Source organism: Halomonas sp. CSM-2 (genome assembly GCF_002119345.1).
Classification (GTDB): Bacteria; Pseudomonadota; Gammaproteobacteria; order Pseudomonadales; family Halomonadaceae; genus Vreelandella; species Vreelandella janggokensis.
In genome coordinates this window covers 121,293-147,325 of record NZ_NBYR01000002.1, presented here as the reverse complement: position 1 = coordinate 147,325, position 26,033 = coordinate 121,293, and the positions used below count along the sequence as shown (strand labels likewise).

The 26,033-nt window shown below is 57.9% G+C and carries 24 protein-coding genes and 3 tRNA genes; 11 read left to right on the top strand and 16 right to left on the bottom strand.

Annotated features, from left to right (window positions below):
- Nucleotides 1–20: 20 nt before the first annotated feature.
- Complete coding sequence (locus B7L15_RS02175) at nucleotides 21–1,337, bottom strand: M18 family aminopeptidase (protein ID WP_085917411.1); 1,317 nt, start codon at nucleotides 1,335–1,337, stop codon at nucleotides 21–23.
- A 140-nt stretch (nucleotides 1,338–1,477) separates the two neighbouring features.
- Here B7L15_RS02175 and B7L15_RS02170 point away from each other — a divergent pair, with 140 nt between their 5' ends.
- Nucleotides 1,478–3,571: a carboxy terminal-processing peptidase gene (locus B7L15_RS02170; RefSeq protein WP_085917410.1), complete on the top strand. Its 2,094-nt coding sequence runs from the start codon at nucleotides 1,478–1,480 to the stop codon at nucleotides 3,569–3,571.
- 72 nt (nucleotides 3,572–3,643) lie between these two features.
- Here the strand turns inward: B7L15_RS02170 and B7L15_RS02165 are convergent, their stop codons facing one another.
- The 4 genes from B7L15_RS02165 to B7L15_RS02150 all read right to left on the bottom strand — a co-directional run bounded on the left by B7L15_RS02165 (nucleotide 3,644) and on the right by B7L15_RS02150 (nucleotide 4,523).
- The gene (locus B7L15_RS02165; RefSeq protein ID WP_176243617.1) at nucleotides 3,644–4,030 is read right to left on the bottom strand and encodes a metalloregulator ArsR/SmtB family transcription factor; all 387 of its coding nucleotides are present in this window, start codon (nucleotides 4,028–4,030) and stop codon (nucleotides 3,644–3,646) included.
- Nucleotides 4,031–4,213: 183 nt separating this feature from the next.
- Nucleotides 4,214–4,289 (bottom strand) — tRNA-Asn (locus B7L15_RS02160).
- Between the two features lie 47 nt (nucleotides 4,290–4,336).
- Nucleotides 4,337–4,412: transfer RNA gene (locus B7L15_RS02155), tRNA-Asn, on the bottom strand.
- Between the two features lie 35 nt (nucleotides 4,413–4,447).
- Nucleotides 4,448–4,523 (bottom strand) — tRNA-Asn (locus B7L15_RS02150).
- A 179-nt stretch (nucleotides 4,524–4,702) separates the two neighbouring features.
- On the opposite strand from B7L15_RS02150, the gene miaB reads away from it, so the two are divergent.
- The 6 genes from miaB to B7L15_RS02120 all read left to right on the top strand — a co-directional run bounded on the left by miaB (nucleotide 4,703) and on the right by B7L15_RS02120 (nucleotide 10,575).
- On the top strand, nucleotides 4,703–6,046 hold the full coding sequence (gene miaB, locus B7L15_RS02145) for a tRNA (N6-isopentenyl adenosine(37)-C2)-methylthiotransferase MiaB (protein WP_085917409.1): 1,344 nt from the start codon (nucleotides 4,703–4,705) through the stop codon (nucleotides 6,044–6,046).
- An 86-nt stretch (nucleotides 6,047–6,132) separates the two neighbouring features.
- Nucleotides 6,133–7,212, top strand: a complete 1,080-nt coding sequence (locus B7L15_RS02140) for a PhoH family protein (RefSeq protein ID WP_085917408.1) — start codon at nucleotides 6,133–6,135, stop codon at nucleotides 7,210–7,212.
- Nucleotides 7,209–7,676, top strand: coding sequence for an rRNA maturation RNase YbeY (gene ybeY / locus B7L15_RS02135; RefSeq protein ID WP_085917407.1), 468 nt, complete (start codon nucleotides 7,209–7,211; stop codon nucleotides 7,674–7,676). Before B7L15_RS02140 ends, ybeY begins: the two co-directional genes overlap by 4 nt.
- A 101-nt stretch (nucleotides 7,677–7,777) precedes the next feature.
- A complete protein-coding gene (locus B7L15_RS02130; RefSeq protein ID WP_085917406.1) occupies nucleotides 7,778–8,668 on the top strand; it encodes an HlyC/CorC family transporter in 891 nt (296 codons plus the stop codon).
- Nucleotides 8,669–8,708: 40 nt separating this feature from the next.
- On the top strand, nucleotides 8,709–10,175 hold the full coding sequence (gene lnt / locus B7L15_RS02125) for an apolipoprotein N-acyltransferase (RefSeq protein WP_085917405.1): 1,467 nt from the start codon (nucleotides 8,709–8,711) through the stop codon (nucleotides 10,173–10,175).
- The gene (locus B7L15_RS02120; RefSeq protein ID WP_254902831.1) at nucleotides 10,150–10,575 is read left to right on the top strand and encodes a hypothetical protein; all 426 of its coding nucleotides are present in this window, start codon (nucleotides 10,150–10,152) and stop codon (nucleotides 10,573–10,575) included. Before lnt ends, B7L15_RS02120 begins: the two co-directional genes overlap by 26 nt.
- A 1-nt stretch (nucleotide 10,576) precedes the next feature.
- Here B7L15_RS02120 and B7L15_RS02115 read toward each other — a convergent pair whose 3' ends face one another.
- The 7 genes from B7L15_RS02115 to prmB all read right to left on the bottom strand — a co-directional run bounded on the left by B7L15_RS02115 (nucleotide 10,577) and on the right by prmB (nucleotide 16,947).
- Nucleotides 10,577–11,158, bottom strand: a complete 582-nt coding sequence (locus B7L15_RS02115; protein WP_085917404.1) for an SCO family protein — start codon at nucleotides 11,156–11,158, stop codon at nucleotides 10,577–10,579.
- Nucleotides 11,159–11,182: 24 nt separating this feature from the next.
- Nucleotides 11,183–11,635 (bottom strand): copper chaperone PCu(A)C, encoded by a 453-nt coding sequence (locus tag B7L15_RS02110; RefSeq protein ID WP_085917403.1) that lies wholly within the window; start codon nucleotides 11,633–11,635, stop codon nucleotides 11,183–11,185.
- A gap of 239 nt (nucleotides 11,636–11,874) precedes the next feature.
- Nucleotides 11,875–13,722 (bottom strand): class I poly(R)-hydroxyalkanoic acid synthase, encoded by a 1,848-nt coding sequence (gene phaC / locus B7L15_RS02105; RefSeq protein ID WP_085917402.1) that lies wholly within the window; start codon nucleotides 13,720–13,722, stop codon nucleotides 11,875–11,877.
- A 111-nt stretch (nucleotides 13,723–13,833) separates the two neighbouring features.
- Entirely contained in the window at nucleotides 13,834–14,268 is a 435-nt protein-coding gene (locus tag B7L15_RS02100) for a phasin family protein (protein ID WP_085917401.1), read from the bottom strand.
- Between the two features lie 154 nt (nucleotides 14,269–14,422).
- Nucleotides 14,423–14,809: a hypothetical protein gene (locus tag B7L15_RS02095; RefSeq protein WP_085917400.1), complete on the bottom strand. Its 387-nt coding sequence runs from the start codon at nucleotides 14,807–14,809 to the stop codon at nucleotides 14,423–14,425.
- Nucleotides 14,810–14,882: 73 nt separating this feature from the next.
- Nucleotides 14,883–15,974 (bottom strand): chorismate synthase, encoded by a 1,092-nt coding sequence (gene aroC, locus B7L15_RS02090; RefSeq protein WP_085917399.1) that lies wholly within the window; start codon nucleotides 15,972–15,974, stop codon nucleotides 14,883–14,885.
- Nucleotides 15,975–15,987: 13 nt separating this feature from the next.
- Complete coding sequence (prmB, locus tag B7L15_RS02085) at nucleotides 15,988–16,947, bottom strand: 50S ribosomal protein L3 N(5)-glutamine methyltransferase (protein ID WP_085917398.1); 960 nt, start codon at nucleotides 16,945–16,947, stop codon at nucleotides 15,988–15,990.
- A gap of 156 nt (nucleotides 16,948–17,103) precedes the next feature.
- Between prmB and B7L15_RS02080 the strand changes: the two genes are divergently transcribed.
- The gene (locus tag B7L15_RS02080) at nucleotides 17,104–17,673 is read left to right on the top strand and encodes a Smr/MutS family protein (RefSeq protein ID WP_085917397.1); all 570 of its coding nucleotides are present in this window, start codon (nucleotides 17,104–17,106) and stop codon (nucleotides 17,671–17,673) included.
- A 5-nt stretch (nucleotides 17,674–17,678) separates the two neighbouring features.
- Here B7L15_RS02080 and B7L15_RS02075 read toward each other — a convergent pair whose 3' ends face one another.
- Nucleotides 17,679–18,716: a patatin-like phospholipase family protein gene (locus B7L15_RS02075; protein ID WP_085917396.1), complete on the bottom strand. Its 1,038-nt coding sequence runs from the start codon at nucleotides 18,714–18,716 to the stop codon at nucleotides 17,679–17,681.
- 10 nt (nucleotides 18,717–18,726) lie between these two features.
- Nucleotides 18,727–19,623: an alpha/beta fold hydrolase gene (locus tag B7L15_RS02070; RefSeq protein WP_085917395.1), complete on the bottom strand. Its 897-nt coding sequence runs from the start codon at nucleotides 19,621–19,623 to the stop codon at nucleotides 18,727–18,729.
- A 337-nt stretch (nucleotides 19,624–19,960) separates the two neighbouring features.
- Here B7L15_RS02070 and B7L15_RS02065 point away from each other — a divergent pair, with 337 nt between their 5' ends.
- Both B7L15_RS02065 and B7L15_RS02060 read left to right on the top strand, forming a co-directional pair.
- Entirely contained in the window at nucleotides 19,961–20,404 is a 444-nt protein-coding gene (locus B7L15_RS02065; protein WP_085917394.1) for a LexA family protein, read from the top strand.
- A 10-nt stretch (nucleotides 20,405–20,414) separates the two neighbouring features.
- Complete coding sequence (locus B7L15_RS02060; RefSeq protein ID WP_085917393.1) at nucleotides 20,415–21,728, top strand: Y-family DNA polymerase; 1,314 nt, start codon at nucleotides 20,415–20,417, stop codon at nucleotides 21,726–21,728.
- Between the two features lie 6 nt (nucleotides 21,729–21,734).
- Here the strand turns inward: B7L15_RS02060 and B7L15_RS02055 are convergent, their stop codons facing one another.
- Both B7L15_RS02055 and B7L15_RS02050 read right to left on the bottom strand, forming a co-directional pair.
- Nucleotides 21,735–23,198 carry a sodium-dependent transporter gene (locus B7L15_RS02055; RefSeq protein ID WP_085917392.1) on the bottom strand — a complete coding sequence of 488 codons (1,464 nt, stop codon included), beginning with the start codon at nucleotides 23,196–23,198 and terminating at the stop codon, nucleotides 21,735–21,737.
- Between the two features lie 83 nt (nucleotides 23,199–23,281).
- Nucleotides 23,282–24,508, bottom strand: coding sequence for a YbfB/YjiJ family MFS transporter (locus tag B7L15_RS02050; protein ID WP_085917391.1), 1,227 nt, complete (start codon nucleotides 24,506–24,508; stop codon nucleotides 23,282–23,284).
- Between the two features lie 168 nt (nucleotides 24,509–24,676).
- Here B7L15_RS02050 and B7L15_RS02045 point away from each other — a divergent pair, with 168 nt between their 5' ends.
- Entirely contained in the window at nucleotides 24,677–25,942 is a 1,266-nt protein-coding gene (locus B7L15_RS02045; RefSeq protein ID WP_085917390.1) for a M20/M25/M40 family metallo-hydrolase, read from the top strand.
- Nucleotides 25,943–26,033: the final 91 nt, after the last annotated feature.

Genomic DNA, 26,033 nt, shown 5'->3' with positions numbered 1-26,033 from the left:
TTTATGGGTGACAGATAGGCTCAATTAAGCATCTTGCGGTTTAAAAAGCCGACCAGCGCCCGGGTAAGGTGCTCGACGTCGTGGGTACCCGCCGTTTCGCGCACCGAGTGCATCGCCCACTGGGGTAGCCCCACATCAATGGTGGGCACGCCGACCTCAGTGGCGGTAATCGGGCCGATGGTGCTGCCGCAGCCCATGTCAGACCGTGTCACAAACGACTGCACCGGCACGTCGGCGGCGCGACAGACATCCCGAAACAACGCGCCTGTCACGCTATTGGTCGCGTAGCGCTGGCTGGCATTGATCTTGATGACCGGCCCGGCATTCAGCAACGGTCCGTGCTGCACATCGTGCTTATCGGCAAAGTTGGGATGTAGCCCATGAGCGTTATCACAAGAGATCATCAGCGATGACTGGATCAGTTGAATCAGTGATTCGTCGCTGCCCTTTTCATTCCCCCTGCCCATTTGTGCATTGATACGCTTCAGCACATCGCCCAGAAACGGCCCCTGAGCACCGCAGGCGCTGGCACTGCCGACTTCCTCATGATCATTGGCGACCAGCAGCGCCCCCTGCTGACCGTCGCAGTCGAGCAACGCTTCCAGGCCTACAAAACACGACAGCAGGTTATCCAGCCGCGCGCTTGCGATCAGTTCCTGGTTGACGCCCACCAGCGAAGGCGGTTGCACGTCGTAAAAGCCCAACTCAAAGTCCACCACGTCGACCGCCCGCAGGCCATGCTCGGCTTCCAGCCAGCATGCCAGCAGATCCTCGAGCCTTTCGGTATCGCTTTGCATCAACACGGGCGCCATCTGGGTCTGCGGGTTGATGCTGCGACCGGTATTGACGTCCCGGTCAAGGTGGATCGCCAGACTCGGAATCATCGCTACCGGCCGATCAACGTTAAGCAGCACACTTTCCAGTTGCCCATCGGCGTGGCGGATATGCACCCGTCCCGCGATCCCCAGATCGCGATCAAACCACGGCGCAAGCAAGGCACCGCCATATACCTGCACCCCCAACTGAAGCCAACCAGCGGCATGCTGGGTGGCATTGGGCTTTAAACGCAGCCCGGGGCTATCGGTATGAGCCCCCAGCATACGCATGCTTTGCAGTGGCCCTTTGGGCAGTTGAAAGGCGATCAATGATGAATCGTTGCGTGTCACGTAGTAGCGCTGACCGGGCGACAATTGCCAATTGGCCGTTTCTTCCAGGCGCTCGAAACCCGCTTGCGCCAGACGTTCCGCCATGGCATGAGTGGCGTGCCAAGGAGTGGGGGACTGGCGCAAGAACTCGCATAACCGCGAAACGCGATCAGCGTTGAATATTTCGGACATTGAAATCCTCATTTACCGACATGTTTGAGTCTCAGCAAAGCAGGTGACCTGCTACAATGCTCCTTCGGCCTTCGCAACTCATTGGTCAGATGCGGGTCTAGGAAAGCATGAGTGTACACAAATCCGGGAGAGCTTGACTGATGAGCTTGTTTGCAACGCTTTCGCGCTCAGTCGCCCTAACCATCATGCTGGTTGTCACCAGCCCGATGGCAATAGCGCAACTTGAGCCGACCGAAGAACAGCGCCAGGCGGCGGTCGAAATTGCCGATTCGCTCCGCTATGGCCACTACGCCGATGTCAGCTTTGATAAAGCCTGGTCGCAAGAAGCCTTTGATCGCTACTTGGATATCCTGGATGGCCAACGGGCCTACCTGCTAAGCAGCGACATTGAGCCCTACCGTCACCTGGAAACCGATCTGGCCGACACGCTTTTCGACGGCGATCTGGATGAGGCGTTCGCCCTTTACAACCGCCTCAACGAGCGCCATACCGCTCGGATTGAATGGCTGCTCGAACACCTCGATGACGAGGCGACGTTCAACTTCCAGGGCAACGAGCGCCTTGAGCTTGACCGCGAGGACGCCGCCTGGGCCGAGAGTCAGCGCGAGCTGGATGCATTGTGGCAAAAACGGCTGAAAAATGATGCCCTGACGCTGGCCCTGAGCGATCAGGACGAGGAACAGATCGTTGATAATCTTCGCCAGCGTTACGAGGGGCAGCTTTCACGCCTGGAGCAAACCGAACCGGAAGACGTCTTTGGCTTGATCATGGCCGCGGTGACCGGCACCATTGACCCGCATACCAGCTACCTCTCACCACGCCAGGGCGAATCGTTTGATATTCAAATGAGCCTCTCGCTGGAAGGCATCGGCGCACTCCTGCAATCCGACGGCGAATACGTCAAAGTCTCCAGCCTGGTCGCGGGTGGCCCCGCTGAGCGCGCCGGTGTACTTGAGCCCGCCGATCGAATTATCGGCGTCGGCCAGGAAGACGGTGAGATGGTCAACGTGGTTGGCATGCGCCTGGACAACGTGGTCGACCTGATTCGCGGCCCCAAAGGTTCCGTGGTAAAGCTGGATGTCGTGCCCGCCCAGGCGGTCGACATGACCCGCTCACAAACCGTTGAAATCACCCGCGATACGGTCGACCTGGAAGACCAAGCCGCCCAGAGCGAGGTGATTAATGTCGAACGTGATGGCGATACCCACCGCCTCGGGGTGATCGAAATCCCCACCTTTTATGTCGACTTCGACGCCTGGCAGGCGGGAGAAGATGACTACCGTAGTACCACCCGCGACGTTGCCAAGGAAATCGAGCAGTTAAAACGCCAGGATGTTGAAGGTATCGTGCTTGACCTGCGCAACAACGGCGGCGGCGCCCTTCAGGAAGCCAACTCGCTGATTGGCCTGTTTATCGACCGTGGCCCCACCGTTCAGGTTCGCGACGCTGATGGGCGTATCAACCTCTATGGCGACAGTGAAGCAGGCACGCTTTACGACGGTCCAATGGGCGTGTTGGTGAACCGGCTATCAGCTTCGGCGTCAGAGATTCTCGCTGGGGCCATTCAGGACTATGGCCGCGGTATCGTGATGGGTAGCCAGACCTTTGGGAAGGGCACGGTGCAGACGCTAAATGATTTGAGCCATGGCGAAATCAAGCTTACCCGCGCCAAGTTCTATCGCATTTCCGGCGCGAGTACCCAGAACCGCGGCGTCGAACCCGACATCGAGTTCCCTAGCCTGATCGACCCGGAGCGCATTGGCGAAAGCAGCCTGGACCACGCCCTGGAATGGGATACGGTTCAGGACGTCCAGTACCGGCGCTACGGAGAACCTGAGCGCTACCTTGATGCGCTTCAATCAGCCCACCAGAATCGCGCGGAGGAAAATCCCAACTTCCGCTACCTGGAGCGGCAATCGGCGTTGTCCCGGGAGCTTCGCGAGCAGAATACCAGCGTCAGCCTGAATCGTGAGCAGCGCGAACGTGAAACCCAGGCTCAGGAAGCCGAGCAGTTGGCACTGGAAAACCAGCGTCGTCGCGCCCTGGGGCTTGAAGAACTGGAAGAGTGGACCGACGCTCGCGACGAAGCCGCGCTTAGCGACAGTGACGGTGAAGACAGCAATACCAACGAGGAGGATGACACCTCAGTAGAGCGCGCCCAAGTGCTGGAAGCCGCCGAAATTCTGCTCGATTACGCGCACTTGGAAAGCACCCAGCGGTTCGTCAATCGGTAAGCGAATTACCGTAAAAAGGAAAGGCTGCAACCGCGCCGGTGTCACAATGGCATCGGCGCTGTTTTTAGCGGGCTAGCAGAGCGCCGCTCGACGCGTTGGTCGGTCGCCCATGGCAGCCAAGCGTTGCGTCAAACGGGCCAATCGGGCCGCACTGCCTTGCTGTGCAGACTCGAGAATATGCCGCGCCCAAGTCGGCAATTGCGGCGCTAGCTGATAATACACCCATTGCCCGTCCCGCTGGTCCACCAGCAGCCCGCACTGGCGAAGCTGCGCCAGATGACGCGACACCTTGGGCTGGGACTCTTCAAGCACATAGGTCATTTCGCACACGCACAGCGATTGCTCATGGGCAATCAACAGCATCAGCATCAATCGCGTTTCATCGCTCAAGCACTTGAATACCTGCAGTGCATTCAACGGAGTGGATTTTCCCAAGACGATTATCCCCACCTGATCCATAATGCGGATAGTTTACGCCACTGGCGTAAGCATCGGCAAAGCCGCTGGCAATACGCGTCAAGCAGCCACGCAGAAGCAAGACATCAGGCGCTCGATAATAGTAGCGTCAAGAAGAATTAAACAAAGGACAAGCGCAATCGATTAATGGCTGGCGTCATAAAAGGAAGGAAAACAAACGCTAGATGGCTCCCCGAGCAGGACTCGAACCTGCGACCCAATGATTAACAGTCATTTGCTCTACCAACTGAGCTATCGGGGAACAATAGAACTACCGTAAACGGTAGGAATATATCGTGCGGGGCAATTTGGCTCCTCGAGCAGGACTCGAACCTGCGACCCAATGATTAACAGTCATTTGCTCTACCAACTGAGCTATCGAGGAACAATCTAATATTGCCGCATTTGAGATCAGTTTATTGGCTCCCCGAGCAGGACTCGAACCTGCGACCCAATGATTAACAGTCATTTGCTCTACCAACTGAGCTATCGGGGAACTGCTCAAACACGGTGCGTAGTATACTGATAGAAACGTAACGGTCAAGCATCGATTCCGCGTCAACGCTAGCCGCCCGTTGGTTGTGTCCGTATAATGCGCACAATCATAGGCGCCCAGGCGCAACGACACTCCATTCATCCCTCGTCCTTCCGACGACCCATAGATGACAGGTACCGATGGCGAAGAAGCTCTTCATCAAAACGCACGGCTGCCAAATGAACGAGTATGACTCCTCCCGCATGGCGGACATGCTCGGCGTTTCTCATCAGCTCGAACTGACTGATAACGAGCGCGAAGCCGATGTCATTCTTCTCAACACCTGCTCCATTCGTGAAAAAGCGCAGGAAAAGGTGTTCCATCAGCTGGGACGCTGGAAAAAACTCAAGGATGCCAATCCCGATCTGGTCATTGGCGTCGGTGGCTGCGTTGCAAGCCAGGAAGGCGAAGCATTGCGCAAGCGTGCACCCCATGTGGACATGGTGTTTGGGCCGCAGACACTGCACCGGGTGCCATCCATGCTGGATGCACGCCGCGACAATCAAATTGCCGCGGTGGATGTGACCTTTCCGGAAATCGAGAAATTCGACCACCTGCCTAAACCGACCTCAGACGGTGCCACCGCCTTTGTGTCGATCATGGAAGGCTGCTCGAAGTACTGCTCGTTCTGTGTGGTGCCCTACACCCGCGGCGAAGAAGTCTCTCGGCCGTTTGAAGCGGTGATGGATGAGGTCATTCACCTCGCCGACCAGGGCGTGCGCGAAGTCAACCTTCTCGGCCAGAACGTCAACGCCTATCGGGGCGAAAACCAGCTGGGCGATGAAATTGACCTTGCTGAACTGATCGCCTGTGTCGCGGCGGTCGAGGGCATCGACCGCATTCGCTTCACCACTTCGCACCCGGTTGAGTTCACGGACAGTCTGGTGGATGCCTACGCCGATATACCCGAGCTGGTCAGTCACCTGCACCTGCCGGTGCAATCGGGCTCGGACCGCATCTTGAGCGCGATGAAGCGTGGCCACACGGCAGAGGCCTATATCGAAAAGATGGAGCGGATTCGTGCCAACCGCCCGGATATAAGCTTTTCCTCCGACTTTATCATTGGCTTCCCCGGCGAGACGGAAGAAGACTTTGAAGCGACGATGGACCTGATCCATCGCATAGAGTTCGACCACTCGTTCAGCTTTGTTTTCTCGGCACGCCCCGGCACACCAGCCGCCGCGCTTGAGGATGAAACACCGGAAAGCGTCAAGAAAGAACGTCTGGCGATCTTGCAGGCGCGTATTCTCCAGCAAGCTGGCCAGATCAGTCGTCGCATGGTGGGCACTACCCAGCGCATCCTGGTGACCGGCTTTTCGCCAAAAGACCCAGGTCAACTGTCCGGGCGCACGGAAAATAACCGGGTGGTCAACTTCCGCGCCGCCAATCCCACCGAGCTGATCGGCTACTTCGTGGACGTGGAAATCACCGAGGCCCTGCCCAATTCACTGCGCGGTGAACTCGCCTCCCCTGAGCGTTATTGAACATCGCTTATCCCAGGTAATTGCCCCAACACCGCTTGGGGCAGTAAGCTGACATTGACACCCATCAACCGACAGGTTTTTCACTCTTGAGCCAGCCATCGCCTCAGGCCAACCGCATTACCACATTAAGCCTTGAACCCAATGACCCACAGCGCCTTGCCAGCCTGTGTGGTCAGCAGGATGAGCACCTGAAGTTGATCGAAAGCCGCCTGGACGTAACGCTGCGCAACCGAGGCAATGTGTTCCAGTTGGCTGGGCCCGCCAATCGCATCAAAGCCGCTGCCAACGTGCTGGAACACCTCTACCGTGAAACAGCGGCGGAAGAAGTATCGGCCGACACGGTCCACCTGTTTCTCCAGGAATCCGGCCTGGAAGCGCTGGAGGAAGAAGACGATATTGAAGGCGACAGCGGCGAAGTGATCATGCGCACACCGCGCACCATGATCAAACCCCGAGGCCTGAATCAGCAGCGCTACGTCACCAGCATTCGCGAACACGACATTAACTTCGGCATTGGTCCGGCGGGTACCGGTAAAACTTACCTTGCCGTCGCGGCCGCCGTGGAAGCGCTCAACCAGCAGGCAGTGCGACGTATTTTACTGGTCCGCCCGGCAGTGGAGGCCGGTGAGAAGCTCGGCTTTCTGCCTGGCGATCTCGCCCAGAAAATCGATCCTTACCTGCGTCCGCTCTACGATGCGCTCTACGAAATGATCGGCTTCGAACAGGTCGCCAAACTGATCGAACGCCAGGTGATCGAAATTGCCCCGCTGGCTTACATGCGTGGCAGGACGCTCAACAATGCCTATATCATTCTGGATGAGAGCCAGAACACCACGCCCGAACAAATGAAAATGTTCCTGACGCGTATTGGCTTTGGCTCCACCGCCGTGATTACCGGTGACGTCACCCAGGTCGATCTGCCCAAGGGCCAGCGCTCGGGCCTGATTCAGGTACTCGACGTGCTGAAAGACACGCCTGGAATTGGCGTCACCCACTTTGCCGCCAAGGACGTGGTTCGCCACCCACTGGTGCAGCGAATAATTGAAGCCTACGACGCCTTCGAGTCCCAGCAGGAAGCCGAGGAACGCGCCCGCCGGGAAACGCGCCAGCAAGAGCGGGAAGCCCGCCTGCAAGGCCGCGAAGGCCCAGGGGATACCAAGCGATGAGTGATATCGTGATCGATCGTCAGGCGGCTATCGACGACCAACAACTACCGACGCAGGCACAGCTCATCCGCTGGGTGGGCGATGTGCTTGCCCGGCACCCCGACGACCCACGTCAGGAATTGACCGTGCGTTTCGTCGATCTCGCTGAAAGTCAGTCGCTCAATCATGATTACCGGGGCAAGGATAAGCCCACCAACGTGTTGTCATTCCCGTTCGAGAATCCACCGGGCATCACGCTGCCATTACTCGGCGATCTGGTGATTTGCCATGCCATTGTTGTAAAAGAGGCTGCAGAACAGCATAAAGCCCTTGAGCATCATTACGCCCATATGGTGATTCACGGCACCTTGCATTTGTTGGGCTATGATCACATTGAGGAGGAAGACGCCGAGGTGATGGAGCAATGTGAGCGCGAGCTGCTTGCCACCCTGGGTATCACCGACCCTTATATTGGCGACATATGAGACTTAAGGCCCATACGTTGAACTGGTACCGCGCCCCCGGTCAGTGATAAAACGTCCTTTCGAATCACGCTACCTGAGTCCGTCAACAAGAGATTACCTGCATGAGCGAAGACCGATCGAGCAACGCCAATCAACGATCCTGGCTCGAGAAACTCTTTAGCGCCCTTTCGGGCGACAACGACGAACCCAGCTCCCGCGATGAGTTACTGGAATTTCTACGCCACGCGGCAGGGCGTTTAAAGCTTGATCAGGACGCCATCATGATCATTGAAGGCGCACTGGAAATCAGCGACCAACAGGTTCGCGAAATCCTTATCCCCCGCTCACAGATCTCGGCGATCACTCTTGATCAGACCAGCGAAGAGTACCTGGCGCTCATTCAAGAGACCGGTCACTCACGCTATCCGGTGATTGGCGAAAACCTTGACGATGTAAAAGGCATTCTGCTGGTCAAGGATTTGTTACCGCTGCTTTCACAGACCCAGGCCGAGCGCGATGCGTTTCAACTGGCTGATATCGTTCGCTCGGCGATGTTCATTCCTGAATCCAAACGACTCAACAGCCTGCTTAAAGAGTTCCGCGACACCCACAACCACATGGCCGTTGTGGTCGACGAATACGGTGGCACGGCGGGCATTATTACCATCGAGGATATTCTTGAGCAGATTGTCGGCAACATTGAAGATGAGCACGACGCCGACGAGGAAGAGGATATTCGCGAGCTCGACAACAAGCGCTATGCCATCCGTGCCCTCACCACCATCGACGACTTTAACGAGCACTTCGATACCCAGTTCTCTGACGATGAATTCGATACCATCGGCGGACTGGTGATGCAGCAATTTGGCCACCTGCCGCAACGCGGCGAATATACCCACCTGGGCGGTTGGCGCTTTGAGGTCCTCAACGCCGACAACCGCCGCATCCGCCTGCTTGAGGCCTACCGGGAACAACGCCCTGACAGCAGCGACGACGAGCAGAACGACACCTAGCCTTCACGCCTCAACGTTCAGGACATAAGGATATCTCGCTATGGGTAGCATCCCAGCTGTGTATCGACAGCTAATCGCCGCACTGATGGCTGGCGGCTTCACAACGCTGACGGCGTCGCCATTTGAGCTATGGTGGTTAGGGCCGGTTGCCGCAGGCTTGATGTACGCAGGCACTCATCAACTGACCGCCGCCCAGGCGGCCCTCAAGGGCTGGCTCTACGGGGTGGCGTTGTTTGGCAGCGGTGCTTCCTGGGTCTACGTATCGATCCACGACTACGGCTATACCGGCGTACCGCTTGCGCTGTTTCTCACCGCCCTGTTCGTCTGCGTACTGGCGCTGTTTTACGCCGGCACGCTGTGGCTCTACCGCCGCTTTACCGGCCCCCGACTGGCCCTTGTCAGCTTTGCCGGCATCTGGGTGCTGGGAGAAGTCCTGCGCACCTACCTATTCACCGGTTTTCCCTGGCTATTACTCGGCTCAGGCTATGTAGACTCGCCGCTGGCCGGCTGGGCGCCCATCGGCGGTGTCTATCTGCTATCGCTGCTGGTTGCCCTCAGTGGCACACTCGGCGCGGCGCTGCTGCTGCGCCGCCAATGGTGGACACTCGCGCCACTGGCGGCTGTCTGGCTGTTACCACTGGCGTTGCCCTCGCAGTGGACCACACCCGCCGAAACACCCACGCGGGTCGCACTGCTACAGGGCAATCTTCCCCAGCTCGAAAAATGGACCCCTGAAGGCCAGCGCAATGCCGCCAACATTTACAGCGACTTGACCCGCGACGTCGCCGATAACGTTGACCTGATTGTGTGGCCGGAAACGGCCCTGCCCATGGTGGAAACCCAGGCACGCCCGGTGCTTGAGCGCGTACAGAGCAATCTGCCCACCGACACGGCACTGATGACCGGCATCGTTCAGCGTGACATCAACGAGCGCTACTTCAACAGCGTGGTAGGTGTGGGTAATGTCGAAGGCAGCTATCAAAAAGAGCATTTAGTGCCCTTTGGCGAATACCTGCCATTGGAAAGTCTGCTGCGCGGGGCTATCGACTTTTTCAACCTGCCCATGTCGAGCTTTACCAAAGGGGAGTCCGACCAGGCGCCAATGCAGGCTGCAGGGGTCAGCATCGGCAATGCCATCTGCTATGAAATCATTTACCCGCAATTGGTGGCCGACCGCGCCAGAGACAGCGATGTATTGATGACGCTGTCCAACGATACCTGGTTTGGCGCCTCGATCGGCCCGCACCAACACTTGCAGATGGCGCGTCTCAGGGCGCTGGAAAATGGCCGCTACGTGCTTCGTGCGACCAGCAACGGCATTACCGCGATCATTGATGCACAGGGTCGCGTGGTCGAGCGCGCGCCCCAGTTCGAGACTACATCGCTCACCGGCGAGTTCTACGCCACCCAGGGGTTAACGCCGTTTACCCGGATGGGAAGCTGGCCGGTGTGGTTTTTAGCCGCACTCATGGTGCTGGTGGGTGTGCCGCAGACTCGCCGCCGGTAAACTGGGCACTCAGGTCGGTATGCGGCCGGGTGTCGATAACGCCGTTACAGGTATTGCCATGCTTAAATCTCGCCCCTTCTTATTGCTCGTCGCGCTTCCGGTAATCCTGGCGTTGCTACTGGGCGGCGCCATTTTTGGCGGACAGGCATTATCCGACAGCAATGTCGACGATGATATTCAGCGTGCCCTGTCGCAAACCCTCGGCTCCCCCGGTGACATCGAGCTTGCCAAGCTACAGAAGGTGCAATACGGCTACACCATTTGTGGGCTGTACCGTACCGCTTCGTCTGACCGCGGCTACGCGTCGTTCATGTACGATACGCAAAGCGACGACGTGATCCTGGATATAAAGTCACGACGTTATAAGTCGCGCTGCAGTCTATCCGTCGCCTGCCAGTAACCTAGTCCCCCTGATCCACCAGCTGGTTGATATCGGCAACGGCATCAGTAATCGGATGGCTGTCACGGATCAGGAATCGTGCCTCTCCTTCCCGGTCAAATGCAAAAACCGCGCTTGTGTGCGTCACAATATAGTCACCACGCTGGTTGGGTTCTTCGTAATCATACGTGACACGCATACGGTTGGTCAGGGCGTCTATTTCCGCCAGGTCTCCCGTAATGCCAATAAACTCAGGGCCGAAGGCATTGGTGTAGCGCTTTACGACCTCGGGGGTATCACGCTTCGGGTCAACGGAGATGAACAGCACCTGGATGTCGTCACGGACGTCATCGTCCAATCGGTTCAACGTGCTTGCCAGTCTGGCCAATGTAATCGGGCACACATCCGGGCAATAGGTATACCCAAAGTAAACCAGTGTGACCTTACCCCGATACTCTTCAGCCTCGACGGCCTGACCGTTTTCGTCAATCAACGAAAAATCCAGCGGCGGCATGATCTCGTGGGTTTCTGCCGTGCGCCAGCTTCGATCAACACAGCCGACGAGCCACAGCGCAGCCAGCACAATAAACAACTGTTTAATCATTAACTCGTCCTGCGTGACAGCGTATTAAAGCGATACAGGGGATACCACATCGAACGTGACCGACAGCTGCTGAGCATCGTCAAACTCCAGCAGCACCTCGACATCATCACCTTCAGAAAAGGTTTTCAGACGCCCGATAAACATCAAGTGATGGCCTTTCGGGGCAAACTCGAAACGCTCCCCCGCCTCGATTTCCACTTGCTCCATGGCTTGCATATGCGCCATGCCATTTTCCTCGCTGCTCATATGGATCTCGACGTCTTCAAAGGCCTCGCTTTGCGCGCCGACTAAAACAGCTGTCTCGTCGCCGGTATTATGTAGCTGAAAATACCCCGCTCCCGGCTGCTCACCGGGCAACAAACTCAATCGCGCGTTACTGACCTGCACGTCCTGTCCACTGGCATGTCCGGCGGTTATCAGCATCAGCAGCATGCCACCGGCTAACAGCCGAGGGGCCTGGAATAGGTGACTGACCATCTTATTTCTCCTTTTGGGGAAGGACTGAGTTTTTCGGTGCTGTTCTAGTCAACTGACACGCTAGACGCTTTGCGCGCTGACGTTGTTGAGCATCTCAAAAGCTTCATCACCATAGCCAGATTCCAGGTTTCCGCAACCCTGATGCGACATTATGTCAGCGACACCGTCGATTGTCTGGTTATACGAAAAAAGCCCCACCGTTAAGGCAGGGCTTCATCAGGCGGAACGTACTTGGTCACCTATTCAGGTATTTCACCCAACACTTCAGGAATCGTGGTCTTTACATAGCGCCCGGGGGCGGGCTCGATCACGCTTAACTCGCCCTCACCTGGCTGACGTGCGGCGACCATTTTTTTCGGATCCGGGTCCGCATAGCCATTTTCGGTGACCCAGGCCTGCCAGTGAGGCCACCACGACCCTTCATTGAAGGTCGCCCCCTCAAACCAGGCTTCATGGCTTTCAGGCAGCTGATCGTTCGTCCAGTGGCCATATTTTTGCTTATGGGGCGGATTGACGATACCGGCAATGTGCCCCGAACCGCCCAGCACAAAGGTTGATGGCCCTTTTGGCAACAGCGCGCCGTAATAGGAGCTGTTCCACTTGGCAATATGGTCTTCCTTGGCCGACACAAAATAGCTGGGCGCCGATATTTTCCTGAGATCGATCTTCACCCCGTCAAGTTCGATGCCGCCGGGCTCGACCAGCTTGTTCTCCAGGTACATGTGCCGCAGGTACCAGGCATGGGTTCCGGCAGGCAGGTTGGTACCGTCCGTGTTCCAGTAAAGCAGGTCGAAGGCAGCCGGGGTTTCACCTTTCAGATAATTATTGATGTAGAACGACCAGAAAAGATCGTTTTCACGCAGCAGGTTAAAGGTATAGGCCATCGAGCGCCCGTCCAGATAACCTTTCAACTGCATACTCTCTTCAATGCCCTCTACGACGCGTTCGTTGAGAAATACACCGATATCGCCGGGATCACGGAAGTCCTGCAGGGTGGCCATGTAGGTCACCGATTTAACCTTGCGGCCACGCCGTGTGCTGGTGAGATAGGCCACGGTCGATGCCGTCAGCGTGCCGCCAACGCAGTAACTCAACAGATTGACGGACTTTTCACCGCAAGCCTTTTCAATCGCTTCCATGGCGGTAATCGGGCCCAACTGCATGTAATCGGCCCAGGTGATGTCATGCTGTTCCGGCCCCGGATTGCGCCAGGAAATCAGGAATACGCTATGCCCCTGGTCGACAAGCCACTTCATCATCGAATTATCTTCGCGCAGATCCAGTACGTAGTACTTGTTGATCCACGGTGGCACGACCAGCAGTGGTGTTTTATAGGTTTTTTCGGTGGTGGGCGTGTACTGGATCAGCTGCATCAACTCATTTTCATACACCACGGCCCCAGGGGTAACGGCGATGTTTTCGCCAACGCCAAAGGCACTGCGATCCGTCATACGGACGTTGATGCCCTCGGCAGAATTGGCCAGGTCATCGCGCAGCCGCTCAAGCCCCTCCACCAGATTCTGCCCCTTGGTTTCCAGCGTGCGGCGCATGACCTCGGGGTTCGTCGTGACAAAGTTGGTCGGCGACATCGCGTTGACGACCTGACGCGCATAAAAGGCCAGGTTGCGCTTATGGGTTTCGTCCATCCCGCTCAGACTGTCCACCAGCTCATCCACCATCTGGGAAAACAGCAGGTACTGCTGCATGATGGCCATGAAGTGGGGTTCCCGGGTCCAGGCCTCGTCCTTGAATCGCCGGTCGCCTTTCTCCGGCGTGACCATTGGCGATACCTCTTCACCGGCCATCGCCCGCATGCCCTGCTGCCACAGCAGCCACTGGTCCTGCAACAGGCGTGACTGGGTCTGCCATAATAGCGTCGGGTTCTGCATTAATGACTGCGCGCCGGCTTCAAAGCTTTCCCGCATGTCGCTATACACGGAGTCTGCCGCTTCGCTTGGCGCAATGCGCGATAACAGATCCTGCATGAGACCTTGATACTGCTCACCAATATCTTTCAGCTGTGCATTCCACGCTTCCAGCTCTTCTTGAGAAAGGCCATGGGGCGGTAATTCCCACTCTGCTGACATCTTCGTTCTCCTTTACCGGCGCGGCAACGCTAACGCAGCCTGTTTGATGGCAGGTAATCAAAGGCTCAAAATAGGCGCGGCGCCCTTGGGCGCCGCGATCAATCGGGTCAATCAGCTTTTACGCGAGGATTGGCTGCTCGCTTTTGCGGACTGCTCACCCTTGGCGGCGGCTGGCTGCTCGCCTTTGGCCGCGGCGCTGGCCTGGTCGGCCATCTGCTTGCCTGCTTCACCAAACAGCTTTTCCATCTCTGCCTTGAATTCAAGGCTCATCTCGCTCATCACGCGAGCGTCTTCCTGCATTTTCTGAGACAGCTCGTTCATCATCGCCGCTTGCTGCGTGCCGAAGTCGCGCAGGCTTTCAGCATCCTGAACGTCGGTTGCGCTGCGCAGGCGCTCGGTACCCATCTGGCTGTAGCGCTTCATCGCTTCCAGCTGATATTGGGTCATCTTTTCCATGTTGTTGAGCATCAGCGAGTTCATCTTGCGCATCGGCTCAAACATTTGGCGGGTCTGGGCGTTGAAGGCGTCCATCATTTTATCTTGCATGGTATCTACTCCTCTATTCGTTCCTTGGCATGAGCCGTGAGTGACTCACTTGAACACGAATTGCTGCACTGCAAAAAGAGTAATGATTGACAGGGCATGTTGCAACTACCTTGACGAAAACGGCCTCTAGCGCTTTGGTCGTGTCCGGGTTTCATTACTCCGATTTCCGTTTTGCCCGTGACCGGGAAGATGCCGTTGCCTTGGCATTAGCATTGGCACTCTTGGTACTTGTCGTGCCACTTTGAGCCTTTTCCTCTTCAGGTGCATCGCTGCTACTGGCATTCCCGGCTTGTTTCAACATATCCAGCATCATCTGCTGATAGGTGCCGAAATTGGACAACCCCTGTGAAAGGCCCTGCTGCATCATGGGCTGCTGCAGGAAAGGCCGCATCAGGCTCATGGGGTCATACCCCTCAACGCCGGACTCCATTTGCCGCTGGATGTTCTCAAGCAGGTGTTGCTGAAACGCTTCAACGTCGGGCAACCCCAGCGCTTGGCGAAACTCATCGGGGGTGAGATCGAACTCAACGTTAATCTTCATTGGCGGCTCCTGCTTCATTAACCAATATTGTTTTATTTGAGTGTAGCAGCGATATGCGAGGGACACCTTGCCGCTAGCGTTGGGTTAAACGTGGTGTATCAACGCTTACTGCACCGTTTTGCCCACGCTGCCGCAACCAGTGATCCATCAACGTTATCGCCATCATCGCTTCCGCGATGGGCGTTGCGCGAATACCCACGCAAGGGTCATGACGACCTTTGGTCACCACCTCGACGGCATTGCCGTTGACGTCGATCGAGCGCCCCGGCGTGGTGATGCTCGACGTCGGCTTGAGCGCCAGGCGGGCCACAATGGGCTGGCCGCTGGAAATCCCCCCCAGAACACCGCCGGCGTGGTTGGACAAAAAGCCTTCCGGCGTCATCTCGTCGCGATGCTCACTGCCTCGTTGATCGATGCACCCAAACCCGGCGCCAATCTCAATCCCTTTTACCGCATTAATACTCATCAAACCATGCGCCAGATCAGCATCCAGGCGATCAAATACCGGCTCACCCAGCCCGACCGGAACACCTTCGGCCACCACGGTGATCTCCGCGCCGACGGAATCCTGATCGCGGCGCAATTGATCCATGTAGTCCTCAAGCTCGGGCACTTTGGCGGGATCGGGGCAGAAAAACGCGTTCTGCCCGACGGCATCCCAGGAATTGAAATCTATCTTGATCGGGCCGAGCTGGCTCATATAGCCACGCACCTGCACTCCCTGAGCCGCCAGATACTGTTTGGCAATGGCACCCGCGGCGACCCGCACCGCGGTTTCCCGCGCGCTTGAACGCCCTCCCCCACGATAGTCACGGTGACCATACTTGTGGTGATAGGTGTAGTCCGCGTGGGCAGGGCGAAACTGGTCCTTGATTTTTGAATAATCTTTCGAGCGTTGATCGGTGTTCTCGATGATCAAACCAATCGAGGTGCCGGTCGTTTTGCCTTCGAAAACGCCCGACAGGATTTTCACCTGGTCCGCTTCCTGGCGCTGGGTGGTATACCGCGAGCTACCGGGGCGGCGGCGGTCCAGGTCGTGCTGCAGATCCGCCTCGGAGAGTGGCAACCCTGGCGGGCAGCCATCGACGATCGCGCCTAGCGCCGGGCCGTGGCTTTCCCCGAAGGTGGTAACGGTAAATAGTTTGCCAAATGTATTGCCGGACATGAGCCTTAGTTCCTCACGCAAAAGACGCCGCATGGGCGTCGAGTTCAGCAGCGCTCAGGGCAAAGACACCCTGGCCGCCACGCTCGAATTCAAGCCACATGAACGCCACTTCTGGAAAAGCAGCCTCCACGTGGCGGTCTGAGTTGCCCACTTCGACGATCAGCCACCCCTCATCGGTCAGGTGCGCACGTGCCTCGCGCAGAATGCGTCGTACGATATCCAGACCGTCGCTACCCGCTCCCAGCGCTAAAGCAGGCTCGTGGCGAAATTCGGCGGGCATGGTGGCCAAGTCACGCTGATCGACATAGGGCGGGTTCGAAATAATGACATCAAAGCGCTGGCCCTCCAGCCCGCTGAACACGTCAGCTTCCACCGCACGTACGCGCTCGCCGACATCGTGGCGGGTGATATTCTGGCGCGCCACGGCAAGGGCTTCCTGGCTAATGTCGGCCAGCGTCACCTCGCAAGTGGGCAAATAAAGCGCGGTGGCAATGCCGATACAACCGGAGCCGGTGCACAAATCCAGTACCCGCTCGGGCGGCTCCTCGGGGAACCAGGCCGCGAAGCCGTCCTCGATCAGCTCCGCCATCGGTGAGCGCGGGATCAGCACGCGTTCATCAACGTTAAACGGATAACCGGCAAAAAAAGCCTCACCCAACAGGTAAGGCAGCGGTCGGCGCGTGGTGATTCGCTCACGGGTAAGGACCACTATGCGCTCGCGCTCCATCGGCAACAACCGCGCATCCTGTACACCCGGGTCGACATTCCAGGGCAAATGCAGTGCCCCCAGACACAGCGCAACGGCTTCGTCCCATGCCGACTCGGTGCCATGGCCGTAATAGAGTCCCGCCAAATAGAACTCGCTGGATACCCAGCGCAGGTAGTCACGTAAGGTTATGAGCTCGCTCACCAGCGCCGTATCCGGCAGGGTGAGGGAGGAAGGCGAAGTCTCGGCGTTGAGAGGCTGGGTCACATTGGCTCCTGGTCAACAAAGGCGACCATCCCCATCGGGAGACGGCATGGCTAAAGAAAAGATTGTACCTTTGACGCTGCCCGGTTCACAGCAGCGTGCATCTCGCTATACTGTGCGCCTGTTCTCCGTTTTGCCCATTTGCCATTTGAGCCTGTCATGACACGACACCGCCACCTGCCCGATGATGACGATATCAGTGCTTTCCGCCAGGCGCTGAAAGCCGCGGGCGTGCGTCGCATGGCCACCAATCAGGCCGACCCCGGCAAACCCAAGCGCAATGATGATGCCCAGCAGGCCAGACGGCAGGCGGCGGTGGAAAGCAGTACCTTTGCCACCAGCGGCCGCACATCCGACGGCCGGGTCGAGGCGGTACGTCCTTCCGAATACCTGGAATTCAGCGTCGCCGATTTGCCCTGGCGCACCTTCAGCCAACTCAAGCGCGGCCAGACGGCTTGGCAGGCTGGCCTAGATTTACATGGCTACACCCTTGAAGAAGCCCGGCTGGAGCTAGAGAGCTTTCTGCGTGACGCGACCGCTCAGGGGCTTCGCTGCGTGCTGGTTGTCCACGGCAAGGCCTGGGGCACCACTGCCGATTTTCCAGTGCTTAAAAGCCACACCAATGCTTGGCTGCGCGAGTGGCCCGGGGTCCTGGCATTCTGTTCCGCCATCGAGATCGACGGCGGCACCGGTGCGGTCTATATCCTGCTACGTAAGCGCGGTCAGTAGTCTCGTTATTCTGCCACACCCGATTCTTGCGCATCCGACGCACTATCGGGCACGTGCCGCGCCAGGGCCTCATCGGCCAGATGACGGCCCAGGCGGATCAGATCCTTGGCACGGTGAAACTCGTAGGTACTGCACACCGTTTTGGGCACTTCGATGAGAATATCGGGCGGGTAACCGGCAATTTTATATTTGGCCAGTGCCGCCTGGGTAATATCGAATGATTCGAGGATCATATCCAGCTTGCCCCATTCGCGCTTGCCGCGAAGGTCCATCGTTTCATCCACCTCACCCTCTTCTTCGCTACTGCTGCCCAGTTCGCTCCATAGCCGCCGCGTGGTGGCGCGCACCTCGTCCATCCAGCCGCCAATATTGGCATCGCGGTCACGCTCCCGGGTGGTGCGGCTGTCGTTATTCTCATCCTTGGGAAGCAGTGCCTCCAAAGACACCGGCTGCGGGCTGTGGGCAGTCACGTTCACCGCCACCACAAAATCTGCTTCGTGGGCGGCCAGTATGGGCATCATGGGCAGCGGGTTCAGCAGACCTCCGTCGACCAGTACCTGATCCCCCAGATGCACAGGGGTAATCACGCCGGGGACGGCGATTGATGCCCGTATCGCGCGCAGCAGCGGGCCGTTTTGAAACCATACCTCGCGCTGGCGCACCAGATCAGTGGCCACGGTGGTCACCGGAATCGGCAGGTCTTCCATCAATGTATCGCCCACCAGCCCTTCCAACTTGCTCATGATCTTGCTGGCCCGCATGGCACCCATTGGGCTCCAGGTCACATCGACCAGCCTGAGCACATCCAGATAGTCCAGATCACACACCCATTCGCGATAGTCAGGCAGTTTACCCGACGCATAAATACCGCCTATCAGCGCGCCCATGGAACACCCGGCGATCGAGATGATCTCGTAGCCCCGTGCCTCCAACGCCTCAATCACGCCGATGTGTGCATAGCCCCGGGCACCGCCGCTACCCAGCACCAGTGCCACTTTATTACCTCTCGATACACTGCCATCGGTCAGGCTCTGTTCGTTCATCGCTCGTTTCCTACGACTGATCCCGACGTTTCATTAATGATTGCGTCATCACCTCGGCAACCCCAGATACCGCCTTGGGCTCCAGGTGAAGGTGATGACCGCCTGCCAGTACATGGCGTGTTAAGTGCGGTACCGCCTGGCGGGCTTTTTCTGCCCAGTCGCGCTTGCCTAAGATGCCTTCCTCACCTTCTATCAATAGCACCGGTGCCTGGATGTCGGCCAGTAGCGCTAACACCTGGGAAGGTGTAAAGCGTACCAGCGATGGCTTCAACAAGCGGCTGTCGGTGCGCATCTGCACGTGTCCGTCGGCCGTTACGTCGGCATTGCGCTCCACCAGCGGCATGGCGGTGATGGTGTCTAACGGTGTAACGCCACCGGCCACTCGAGCCGCCACCGCGGTGGCCAGATCAGGATAACGCGGCGCCCGGGAAATGGGCCGCCTATGCGCCATTAACCCCTTGCGCAGTTGGCTTGTCGTGTCACCAGAGGGCGTATTGAGCGCACCCAAGCCATCCAGCAGCGTCATGAACTCAATGCGCTCCGGCACGGCGGCAGCCAATAGGCAGGCCACCGCGGCGCCCATGGAGTGGGCGAGCAATGCCACTCGCTCAATGGCCAAATCGTCCATGGCATCAAGCACGTCGTGGCAATAATCCCACAGCGCATAATCCTCGCCCGCCGGCGCATGTGCTGAATGCCCGTGACCACGAAAATCGATAGCCACAATGCGAATATCCAGTGCTTCCACCAGCAACGGCGCTAACCGGGAAAAACTCGCCGCGTTATCGAGCCAGCCGTGGAGCGCCAGCCAAGTAGGGGCCGCATCACGCCCCCAGCTCAGCGCCGCCAGACGACCTTGGGCAAGGTAAAGGGAATGAGGATAACGCGTTGCAGTGGGTTGAGACATTATGAACCTATCCTAAGCAAACCAACCGCCCCAGGCGGCAAGATGACGGCATAAAGCACAAACGGTACCATGCCAAACACCGATGTCTGTACAAAATTACGGGCGCTCGCCAACGTCCATCTTTTTCCTGCTAATGAGGCTTTTATGAAACCCCACCGTGACACCCGAACACGCAACTGGGTCTTTTTTATCGCCGTGACCAGCGCCCTTGTGGTGGGCCTCTGGCTGGCAAGATAAACCTTCACGAAGGTTCCTAAAGACGGCCAGCCCTTGCAATTTTATCCTCATGGCCAAATACTGTATATAAATACATATACTGCCAGTGAGGAGGCTGACCATGACGCAGCCGTTATCGCCTATCGCGCCAGCCGTGCCGTTAACGCATCAGTCGCTGCCCTTTCCTCCCCTACATGGCCGCGCTGGGTTTAGCGGCTTCCCCTCCCCCGCCCAGGATTACGAACCGCGCACGCTGGATCTCAACGTGCGCCTGATCAAGAACCCCACCCACACGTTTTACCTGACCGCCACCGGTGACAGCATGGAGGGTTGGGGGATTTTCGATCGCGACCTGCTGGTGGTTGACCGCAGCCTCTCGCCCCGTCTGGGGCATATTCTGGTGGCCATGTTCGACGACGAACTTCTGATCAAGCGCTACGCGCTCTATCGCGGCACGCCGCATTTGTGCTCCGCTCACCCCCATTACCCACCGCTGCCCCTGAAAGACAGCGAGTGTCAGGTATGGGGGGTGGTTCGGGCGGTCATTCACGAATACCTGCGGTGATGTAACGGTCATGATCGGTCTTGTCGACGCCAACAATTTTTACGTCAGCTGCGAACGCGTCTTCCAGCCTCACCTGGAGAGCAAAGCTGTTGGTGTGATGTCCAATAACGATGGCTGCGTGATTGCCCGCTCCGCGGAAATGAAAGCGATGGACATTCCCATGGGCACTCCCGCCTTCAAACTGGAAGGGCTACGCCAGCGCGGCGAGATTCATCTGCTGTCATCCAACTATGAGCTGTATGGCGACATGTCGGCACGGCTCGCCCAACTGCTGCACGACGCTTGCCCCGACATCGCCCCCTACTCCATCGATGAAATGTTTATCTACCTGGAGGGCATGAGCAAGCACCAGTGCCAGGCTCTGGGTGAGCGCCTACATCGGGACATACATCGTTGCCTTGGATTACCGGTATGCATCGGTCTGGCACCGACCCACACCCTGGCCAAGCTCGCCAATCATGCGGCCAAGAAGCAGCCACACTACCAGGGCGTTTGCCTGCTTGGCGGGAATGATGCCAGCACCAAAGCCTTGCTAAAGCAAACGCCGGTCAGCGAAGTATGGGGCGTGGGCAGGCGGCTTGCCGAACGGCTTGCCATTAGCGGCATCCATAGCGCCTGGGCGTTACGCGAGTGCGATAAAAAACAGCTGCGCAAACGCTTTTCCGTGGTGCTGGCACGCACTGCCCTGGAACTGCGTGGCACCCCCTGCCTGGAAATGAACGCGGTGGATCAACCCCGCCAGCGCATCATGACATCCCGCTCTTTCGGTCAACCCACCGGGGTAAAAACTCAGGTACACGAGGCACTGCGCCGCCATGCCCAGCGTAGTGCCGAAAAACTTCGCGAACAGCACAGCCTGGCACGCTCGGTGATGTTGTTCCTGAAAACCAACCGCCATCGTCGAGACCAGCCACAGTACTTTCCCCACACCCTGGTCGCGTTACCCACCCCCAGCGACGATACACGCGTTATTCTCGACGCCGTCCGCCAGGGCCTTGAACAGATATATCGACCCGGCTATCGGTTCATGAAAGCCGGCGTGATGTTGCTGGATCTCGTCGATGCCCAACAGCATCAGCTATCGCTGCTCGATGCACCCGCTCGACACCATCCGCTGCTAATGGCCACGGTGGACGCCATCAACCAGCGTATGGGGCAAGACACGATCCGCTTCGGGATGACCGATGACGACGCGCCATGGCACCTACGCTGTGCCCACCGTTCCAACCGTTTTACCACGCGCTGGGATGAGCTACTGGAAGCCGGCACTCACCCCGGCGCGATTGCCGATGCCCGGAAAAAACGGCAACAGCCGAAGCCGTAACAGCCCTCAGCGGTGCTTCCACACATGGTGCAGACGCGGGCTTAACGTTTCGCCCAACGCCACCATGGCACCCAGAATCACCAGTAACCACGGCCAGTGCGCGACAAACGAGACCTGATAGATTCCCAGCGCGTCGATAAAGATCACCACAATCCCGAGCGGGCTAACGTAACGCACCATGGTCAGCCACAGCGCATAAGGCAGCGGCGCAAGCCCCAGTTCATCGCGAAACGTCTCGCTCTTCAACACAAAGCCTGCCAGCACGACCATGCCCAGGCCACCCAGCGGCATCATGAAGCGCGAGGTCAGGTAATCCAGCCAGTCAAAGAAATTCTTCCCCGCCAGCGTCCAGTCGGCGCCCAGGTTGAACGACAGCATCGCCAGGGTACTGATCAGCCATAGCACGATACCCGTGCCCCACGAGGCTGCTTTACGCGAGATACCTTTGTTATCACATAGCCAGGATACCGTCGCCTCGACCATTGAAATCGCCGAGGTCAGTGCGGCCATCGACAGCATCAGGAAAAACAGAATGCCAAACAGCGTGCCCAGCGGCATCGCTTGAAACGCCAGTGGCAAACTCATGAAAATAAGCCCTGGGCCTTCAGCAGGATCCATGCCGTTGGCAAAAATCACCGGAAAAATGGCCAGTCCGGCCATTAACGCCACCACGGTGTCGGCAATCGCCACGCTTAGCGTAGTGCGGCCGATGGAAGTCCCTTTTGGTAGATAGCTGCCGTAAGTCAGGATTGCCCCGGAAGCCAGCGATAACGTAAAAAACGCGTGACCCAGCGCGGCCAGCATGCCTTCACTGGACAGACTGCCCGCATTGAAAGAAAACAGGAAACTGAACGCCTGACCAAAGCCGCCGGAGAAAACGCCAAACACAATCAACAGTGCCAGCATCAATACCAGCCCTGGCATCATCCAACTGACGTTCTTTTCAATGCCTTCCTGCACACCTTTACCGACGATCAGCATGGTCAGCAGCGTGACCAGGGTGCTCCAGAAGCCCAGATTCCAGGGGTTAGCGTTATTGGCCCCAAACACCGCGGCCATATCGTCAACGCTGCTACCCGAAAGTCCGCCGGTCAGCATCTTCCAAAGGTAGGAGAACGACCAACCTGCCACAACGACATAAAACGACAGAATCATGAAGCCGCAGAGCATCGCCATCCAGCCGATCAATGACCATGCTGAAGACCGACCGGACTCGTTGACCACCCGCCGAATGGCATCGACCGGGCTACCCAGGCCGCGCCGCCCAAAGGCAATCTCGGTCATCATGACCGGCACGCCCACCGCCAAGATACAGGCAAGGTAGACCAGCACGAAGGCCCCACCACCAAATTCACCGGTGATATAGGGAAACTTCCAAATATTGCCTAACCCAACGGCCGAGCCCGTCGCTGCCAGCATAAAGCCCCAGCGGCCTAACCATTGGATGCGCGGTTGCCCAGAAGACGCCATGATCTACCACCCTGTTGGAAAAAAGCGCTTATCCTAGGGATTTTGCAGCGAATGCGCAAAAAATCGTGGCGCGCGCTCGTCGATTACGAGGCGTAAACCGCCGCTTTGGCGTCGGCATCGAGACGCTGCGCGGTTTGGTCGACGCGCCGCAGCCAGGCGAGCAACAGCGCCCCCAGAGCTACAAAGCCACCCGCCAGCCAGAGGCCGACGTTATAATGGCCGGTCACCTCCGCCAGCATGCCGGTGAGCGCCGGGGCGATGATCTGCGCGCTGCCGTAGGCCAGGGTCATTTTGCCCATCAGCCTTGCCGGGCTGGCGGGATATAACCGACCCGCCATGGTCAGCACCAGGCTGACACAACCCAGAAAGGTGCCGCCATAAAGCACTGCGCTGAGCAGCACCGCCGCCAGATTCGTTGTCATGGCGGGCAGCACAATACCGATAACCTGTAGGCTCATGGCCAGTATCAGGGCTCCCAAATAGCCGATACGGCGCGCCACAAGGTCCCACAGGATGACCGCAGGGGCCGCCGCCAGCCCCACCAATGCGAAGGTCCAGTTACCGGCACCGGCCAATAGCGGTTCGCGTTCCACAATCGTGACAATAAAGGTGGCGCTGATCACATAGCCATAACCCGCACAGAAATAGGCGGCCAGCATCCAGCGCATAAAGGTATGGGTGGGTGGTTTAGCGGCGGCGGTCTTATCCCCCGAGGTACCGGTCACGACAGTCGATGGCCGCGGCAGCCAGCGCCAGGCGGGCACCAACAGCCCTACCGCGAGCACGCTGAACGCCCACCACTGAGCCTGCCAGTCCATTGACAGCACCAGCATCGCTTCTACCGCAACGGCAGCGAGCACAATGCCCAGGCCCAACCCGGCGAAATGCATGCCCAGTTCAACGCGCTGGCGGTGCTGAATCAGCCAATGCATGATCAGCCCAGAGGCCAGCAGCATCGCACCGCTGCTTGAAAACCCCGCCAGAAAGCGCAGTCCCGCCCAGAGCCAGAAATGCTCGGTCAAGGCCATACCCGCCGTGGTGAGCACTGCCAGCACCAGACACAGCCGATACAAGGTATCTTTGACATGGATGCTGCGCACGGTTGCCGCCAGCAGGGCGCCGAGCATATAGCCGGCGTAGTTCAGCGCTGCCAGCCAGCCGCCATCGGCGTCGCCTATCCAACTCTGCTGCTGCATGACGGGCAATAACGGCGTATAGGCAAAACGCGCCACCCCAATACACAGCAACTGACTGAACACACCCGCCAGCAGCACCTTGAAGCGCTGGGAGCGAAGGGTAGCGGTGGTCATATCGACGCCCTCGTCGTGAGCTCATGATTGCCATATGCGGCTTTACTAAACCCATCATAAGCTGAACCTCACTGACATGGCATCGTCTAAACGTCGCCTGCCAAGTGCGCGTATGGTTGCATAATCTGGCACACTAGGCTGCATTATCCACCAACGGGAGAAAGCTGAATGAGCGATAGTGCAAAACCCTGGACACAACCGATGCCTGACGCGCAATTCAAACTGATGCGCGATATTCTTGCCGCCCCCAGCCCTGTGGGCCTGGAGGCAGCGATGACGTACGGCGTGCTAAAACCGCATTTTGAGTCTTTCGCCCCTGCGGACTGGCATCTGCACCAGTTCAAGGGCAATGCGGGCGTCGTGCTCGACACCCATCCCGGTCAGGATGACATGTTCAAGGTCATGATCATCGGCCATGCGGATAAAATCCGCATGCAGGTCCGCTCCATTGGTGAAGACGGCAAGATCTGGATCAACACAGACTCCTTCTTGCCCACCGTACTGGTCGGCCATGAAGTGAAGCTGTTTAGCGAAGACCCGGAAGCCCCCGGCAACTACCGCTGCATTGAAGGCGGCACGGTGGAAGCCCTGGGCGCCATTCATTTTTCTGACCCCGCCATGCGCGATGGCAGCAAAGGCCTGAAGAAAGAGCAGATCTATCTGGACCTGCAGATCCACGGCGAAAACAAGAAACAGCAGGTATTGAACCTCGGCGTACGCCCCGGCGACTCGATTATTTTTGATCGCCCTATTCGCCCCGGCTTCAGCCCCGACACCTTCTACGGCGCCTATCTGGATAACGGCCTGGGCTGCTTTGTAACCGCTGAAGTAGCGCGCTTAATTGCCGAGGCAGGCAGCACCCAAAATGTACGCGTATTGTTCGCGATTGCCAGCTACGAAGAGATTGGCCGTTTCGGCAGCCGCGTTATGGCGGGCGAAATGAAACCTGATGCGCTGATTGGCGTCGATGTGAACCACGACTACGTGGCCGCTCCCGGCATCGGCGACAAACGCATGCAGCCGTTAGAGATGGGCAAGGGCTTCACCATGGCGGTGGGCTCGATCGCCAGTGAACAGTTGAACCGCGTGATTGCCGAAGCCGCCAAGGCGAACGAGATCCCCATGCAGCGCGACATGGTGGGCGTTGATACGGGCACCGACGGTATGGCAGGGGTGTTGGCGTCTGTAGACAGTGCCGCCACGTCGATTGGTTTCCCGATCCGCAACATGCACACGATTTCGGAAACCGGCAATACACAGGATGTATTGGCCGCCATCCATGCGTTAACCCACACACTGAAAGCGCTGGATAAGCTGCCTGACCTCAAGCGTGAATTCCTCGATAACCATCCACGCCTTGACCAGGCAAGCCCACTCGGCCATCAGGGCAGCGACAAACCCGACGAGGAAAAAAACGACGATAAAGCCGATTAATTGCGGCGTGTCCCATGAAAAAACCCCGACCATCTCTGGTCGGGGTTTCGTCATGTCTTCCTTGAAAAGTCTTCACGAACGTCCTGTTCGT

Excerpts from the sequence above, each read along its gene's own strand:
- B7L15_RS02170 (WP_085917410.1), top strand. The coding sequence starts at position 1,478 with ATGAGCTTGTTTGCAACGCTTTCGCGCTCAGTCGCCCTAACCATCATG.
- ybeY (WP_085917407.1), top strand. The coding sequence starts at position 7,209 with ATGAGTGATATCGTGATCGATCGTCAGGCGGCTATCGACGACCAACAA.
- B7L15_RS02110 (WP_085917403.1), bottom strand. The coding sequence starts at position 11,635 with ATGGTCAGTCACCTATTCCAGGCCCCTCGGCTGTTAGCCGGTGGCATG.
- phaC (WP_085917402.1), bottom strand. The coding sequence starts at position 13,722 with ATGTCAGCAGAGTGGGAATTACCGCCCCATGGCCTTTCTCAAGAAGAG.
- B7L15_RS02130 (WP_085917406.1), top strand. The coding sequence starts at position 7,778 with ATGAGCGAAGACCGATCGAGCAACGCCAATCAACGATCCTGGCTCGAG.
- lnt (WP_085917405.1), top strand. The coding sequence starts at position 8,709 with ATGGGTAGCATCCCAGCTGTGTATCGACAGCTAATCGCCGCACTGATG.
- B7L15_RS02070 (WP_085917395.1), bottom strand. The coding sequence starts at position 19,623 with ATGTCTCAACCCACTGCAACGCGTTATCCTCATTCCCTTTACCTTGCC.
- B7L15_RS02050 (WP_085917391.1), bottom strand. The coding sequence starts at position 24,508 with ATGACCACCGCTACCCTTCGCTCCCAGCGCTTCAAGGTGCTGCTGGCG.
- aroC (WP_085917399.1), bottom strand. The coding sequence starts at position 15,974 with ATGTCCGGCAATACATTTGGCAAACTATTTACCGTTACCACCTTCGGG.
- B7L15_RS02055 (WP_085917392.1), bottom strand. The coding sequence starts at position 23,198 with ATGGCGTCTTCTGGGCAACCGCGCATCCAATGGTTAGGCCGCTGGGGC.
- B7L15_RS02100 (WP_085917401.1), bottom strand. The coding sequence starts at position 14,268 with ATGCAAGATAAAATGATGGACGCCTTCAACGCCCAGACCCGCCAAATG.
- B7L15_RS02075 (WP_085917396.1), bottom strand. The coding sequence starts at position 18,716 with ATGAACGAACAGAGCCTGACCGATGGCAGTGTATCGAGAGGTAATAAA.
- B7L15_RS02065 (WP_085917394.1), top strand. The coding sequence starts at position 19,961 with ATGACGCAGCCGTTATCGCCTATCGCGCCAGCCGTGCCGTTAACGCAT.
- B7L15_RS02175 (WP_085917411.1), bottom strand. The coding sequence starts at position 1,337 with ATGTCCGAAATATTCAACGCTGATCGCGTTTCGCGGTTATGCGAGTTC.
- B7L15_RS02165 (WP_176243617.1), bottom strand. The coding sequence starts at position 4,030 with ATGGATCAGGTGGGGATAATCGTCTTGGGAAAATCCACTCCGTTGAAT.
- B7L15_RS02080 (WP_085917397.1), top strand. The coding sequence starts at position 17,104 with ATGACACGACACCGCCACCTGCCCGATGATGACGATATCAGTGCTTTC.
- miaB (WP_085917409.1), top strand. The coding sequence starts at position 4,703 with ATGGCGAAGAAGCTCTTCATCAAAACGCACGGCTGCCAAATGAACGAG.
- B7L15_RS02060 (WP_085917393.1), top strand. The coding sequence starts at position 20,415 with ATGATCGGTCTTGTCGACGCCAACAATTTTTACGTCAGCTGCGAACGC.
- B7L15_RS02115 (WP_085917404.1), bottom strand. The coding sequence starts at position 11,158 with ATGATTAAACAGTTGTTTATTGTGCTGGCTGCGCTGTGGCTCGTCGGC.
- B7L15_RS02095 (WP_085917400.1), bottom strand. The coding sequence starts at position 14,809 with ATGAAGATTAACGTTGAGTTCGATCTCACCCCCGATGAGTTTCGCCAA.
- B7L15_RS02045 (WP_085917390.1), top strand. The coding sequence starts at position 24,677 with ATGAGCGATAGTGCAAAACCCTGGACACAACCGATGCCTGACGCGCAA.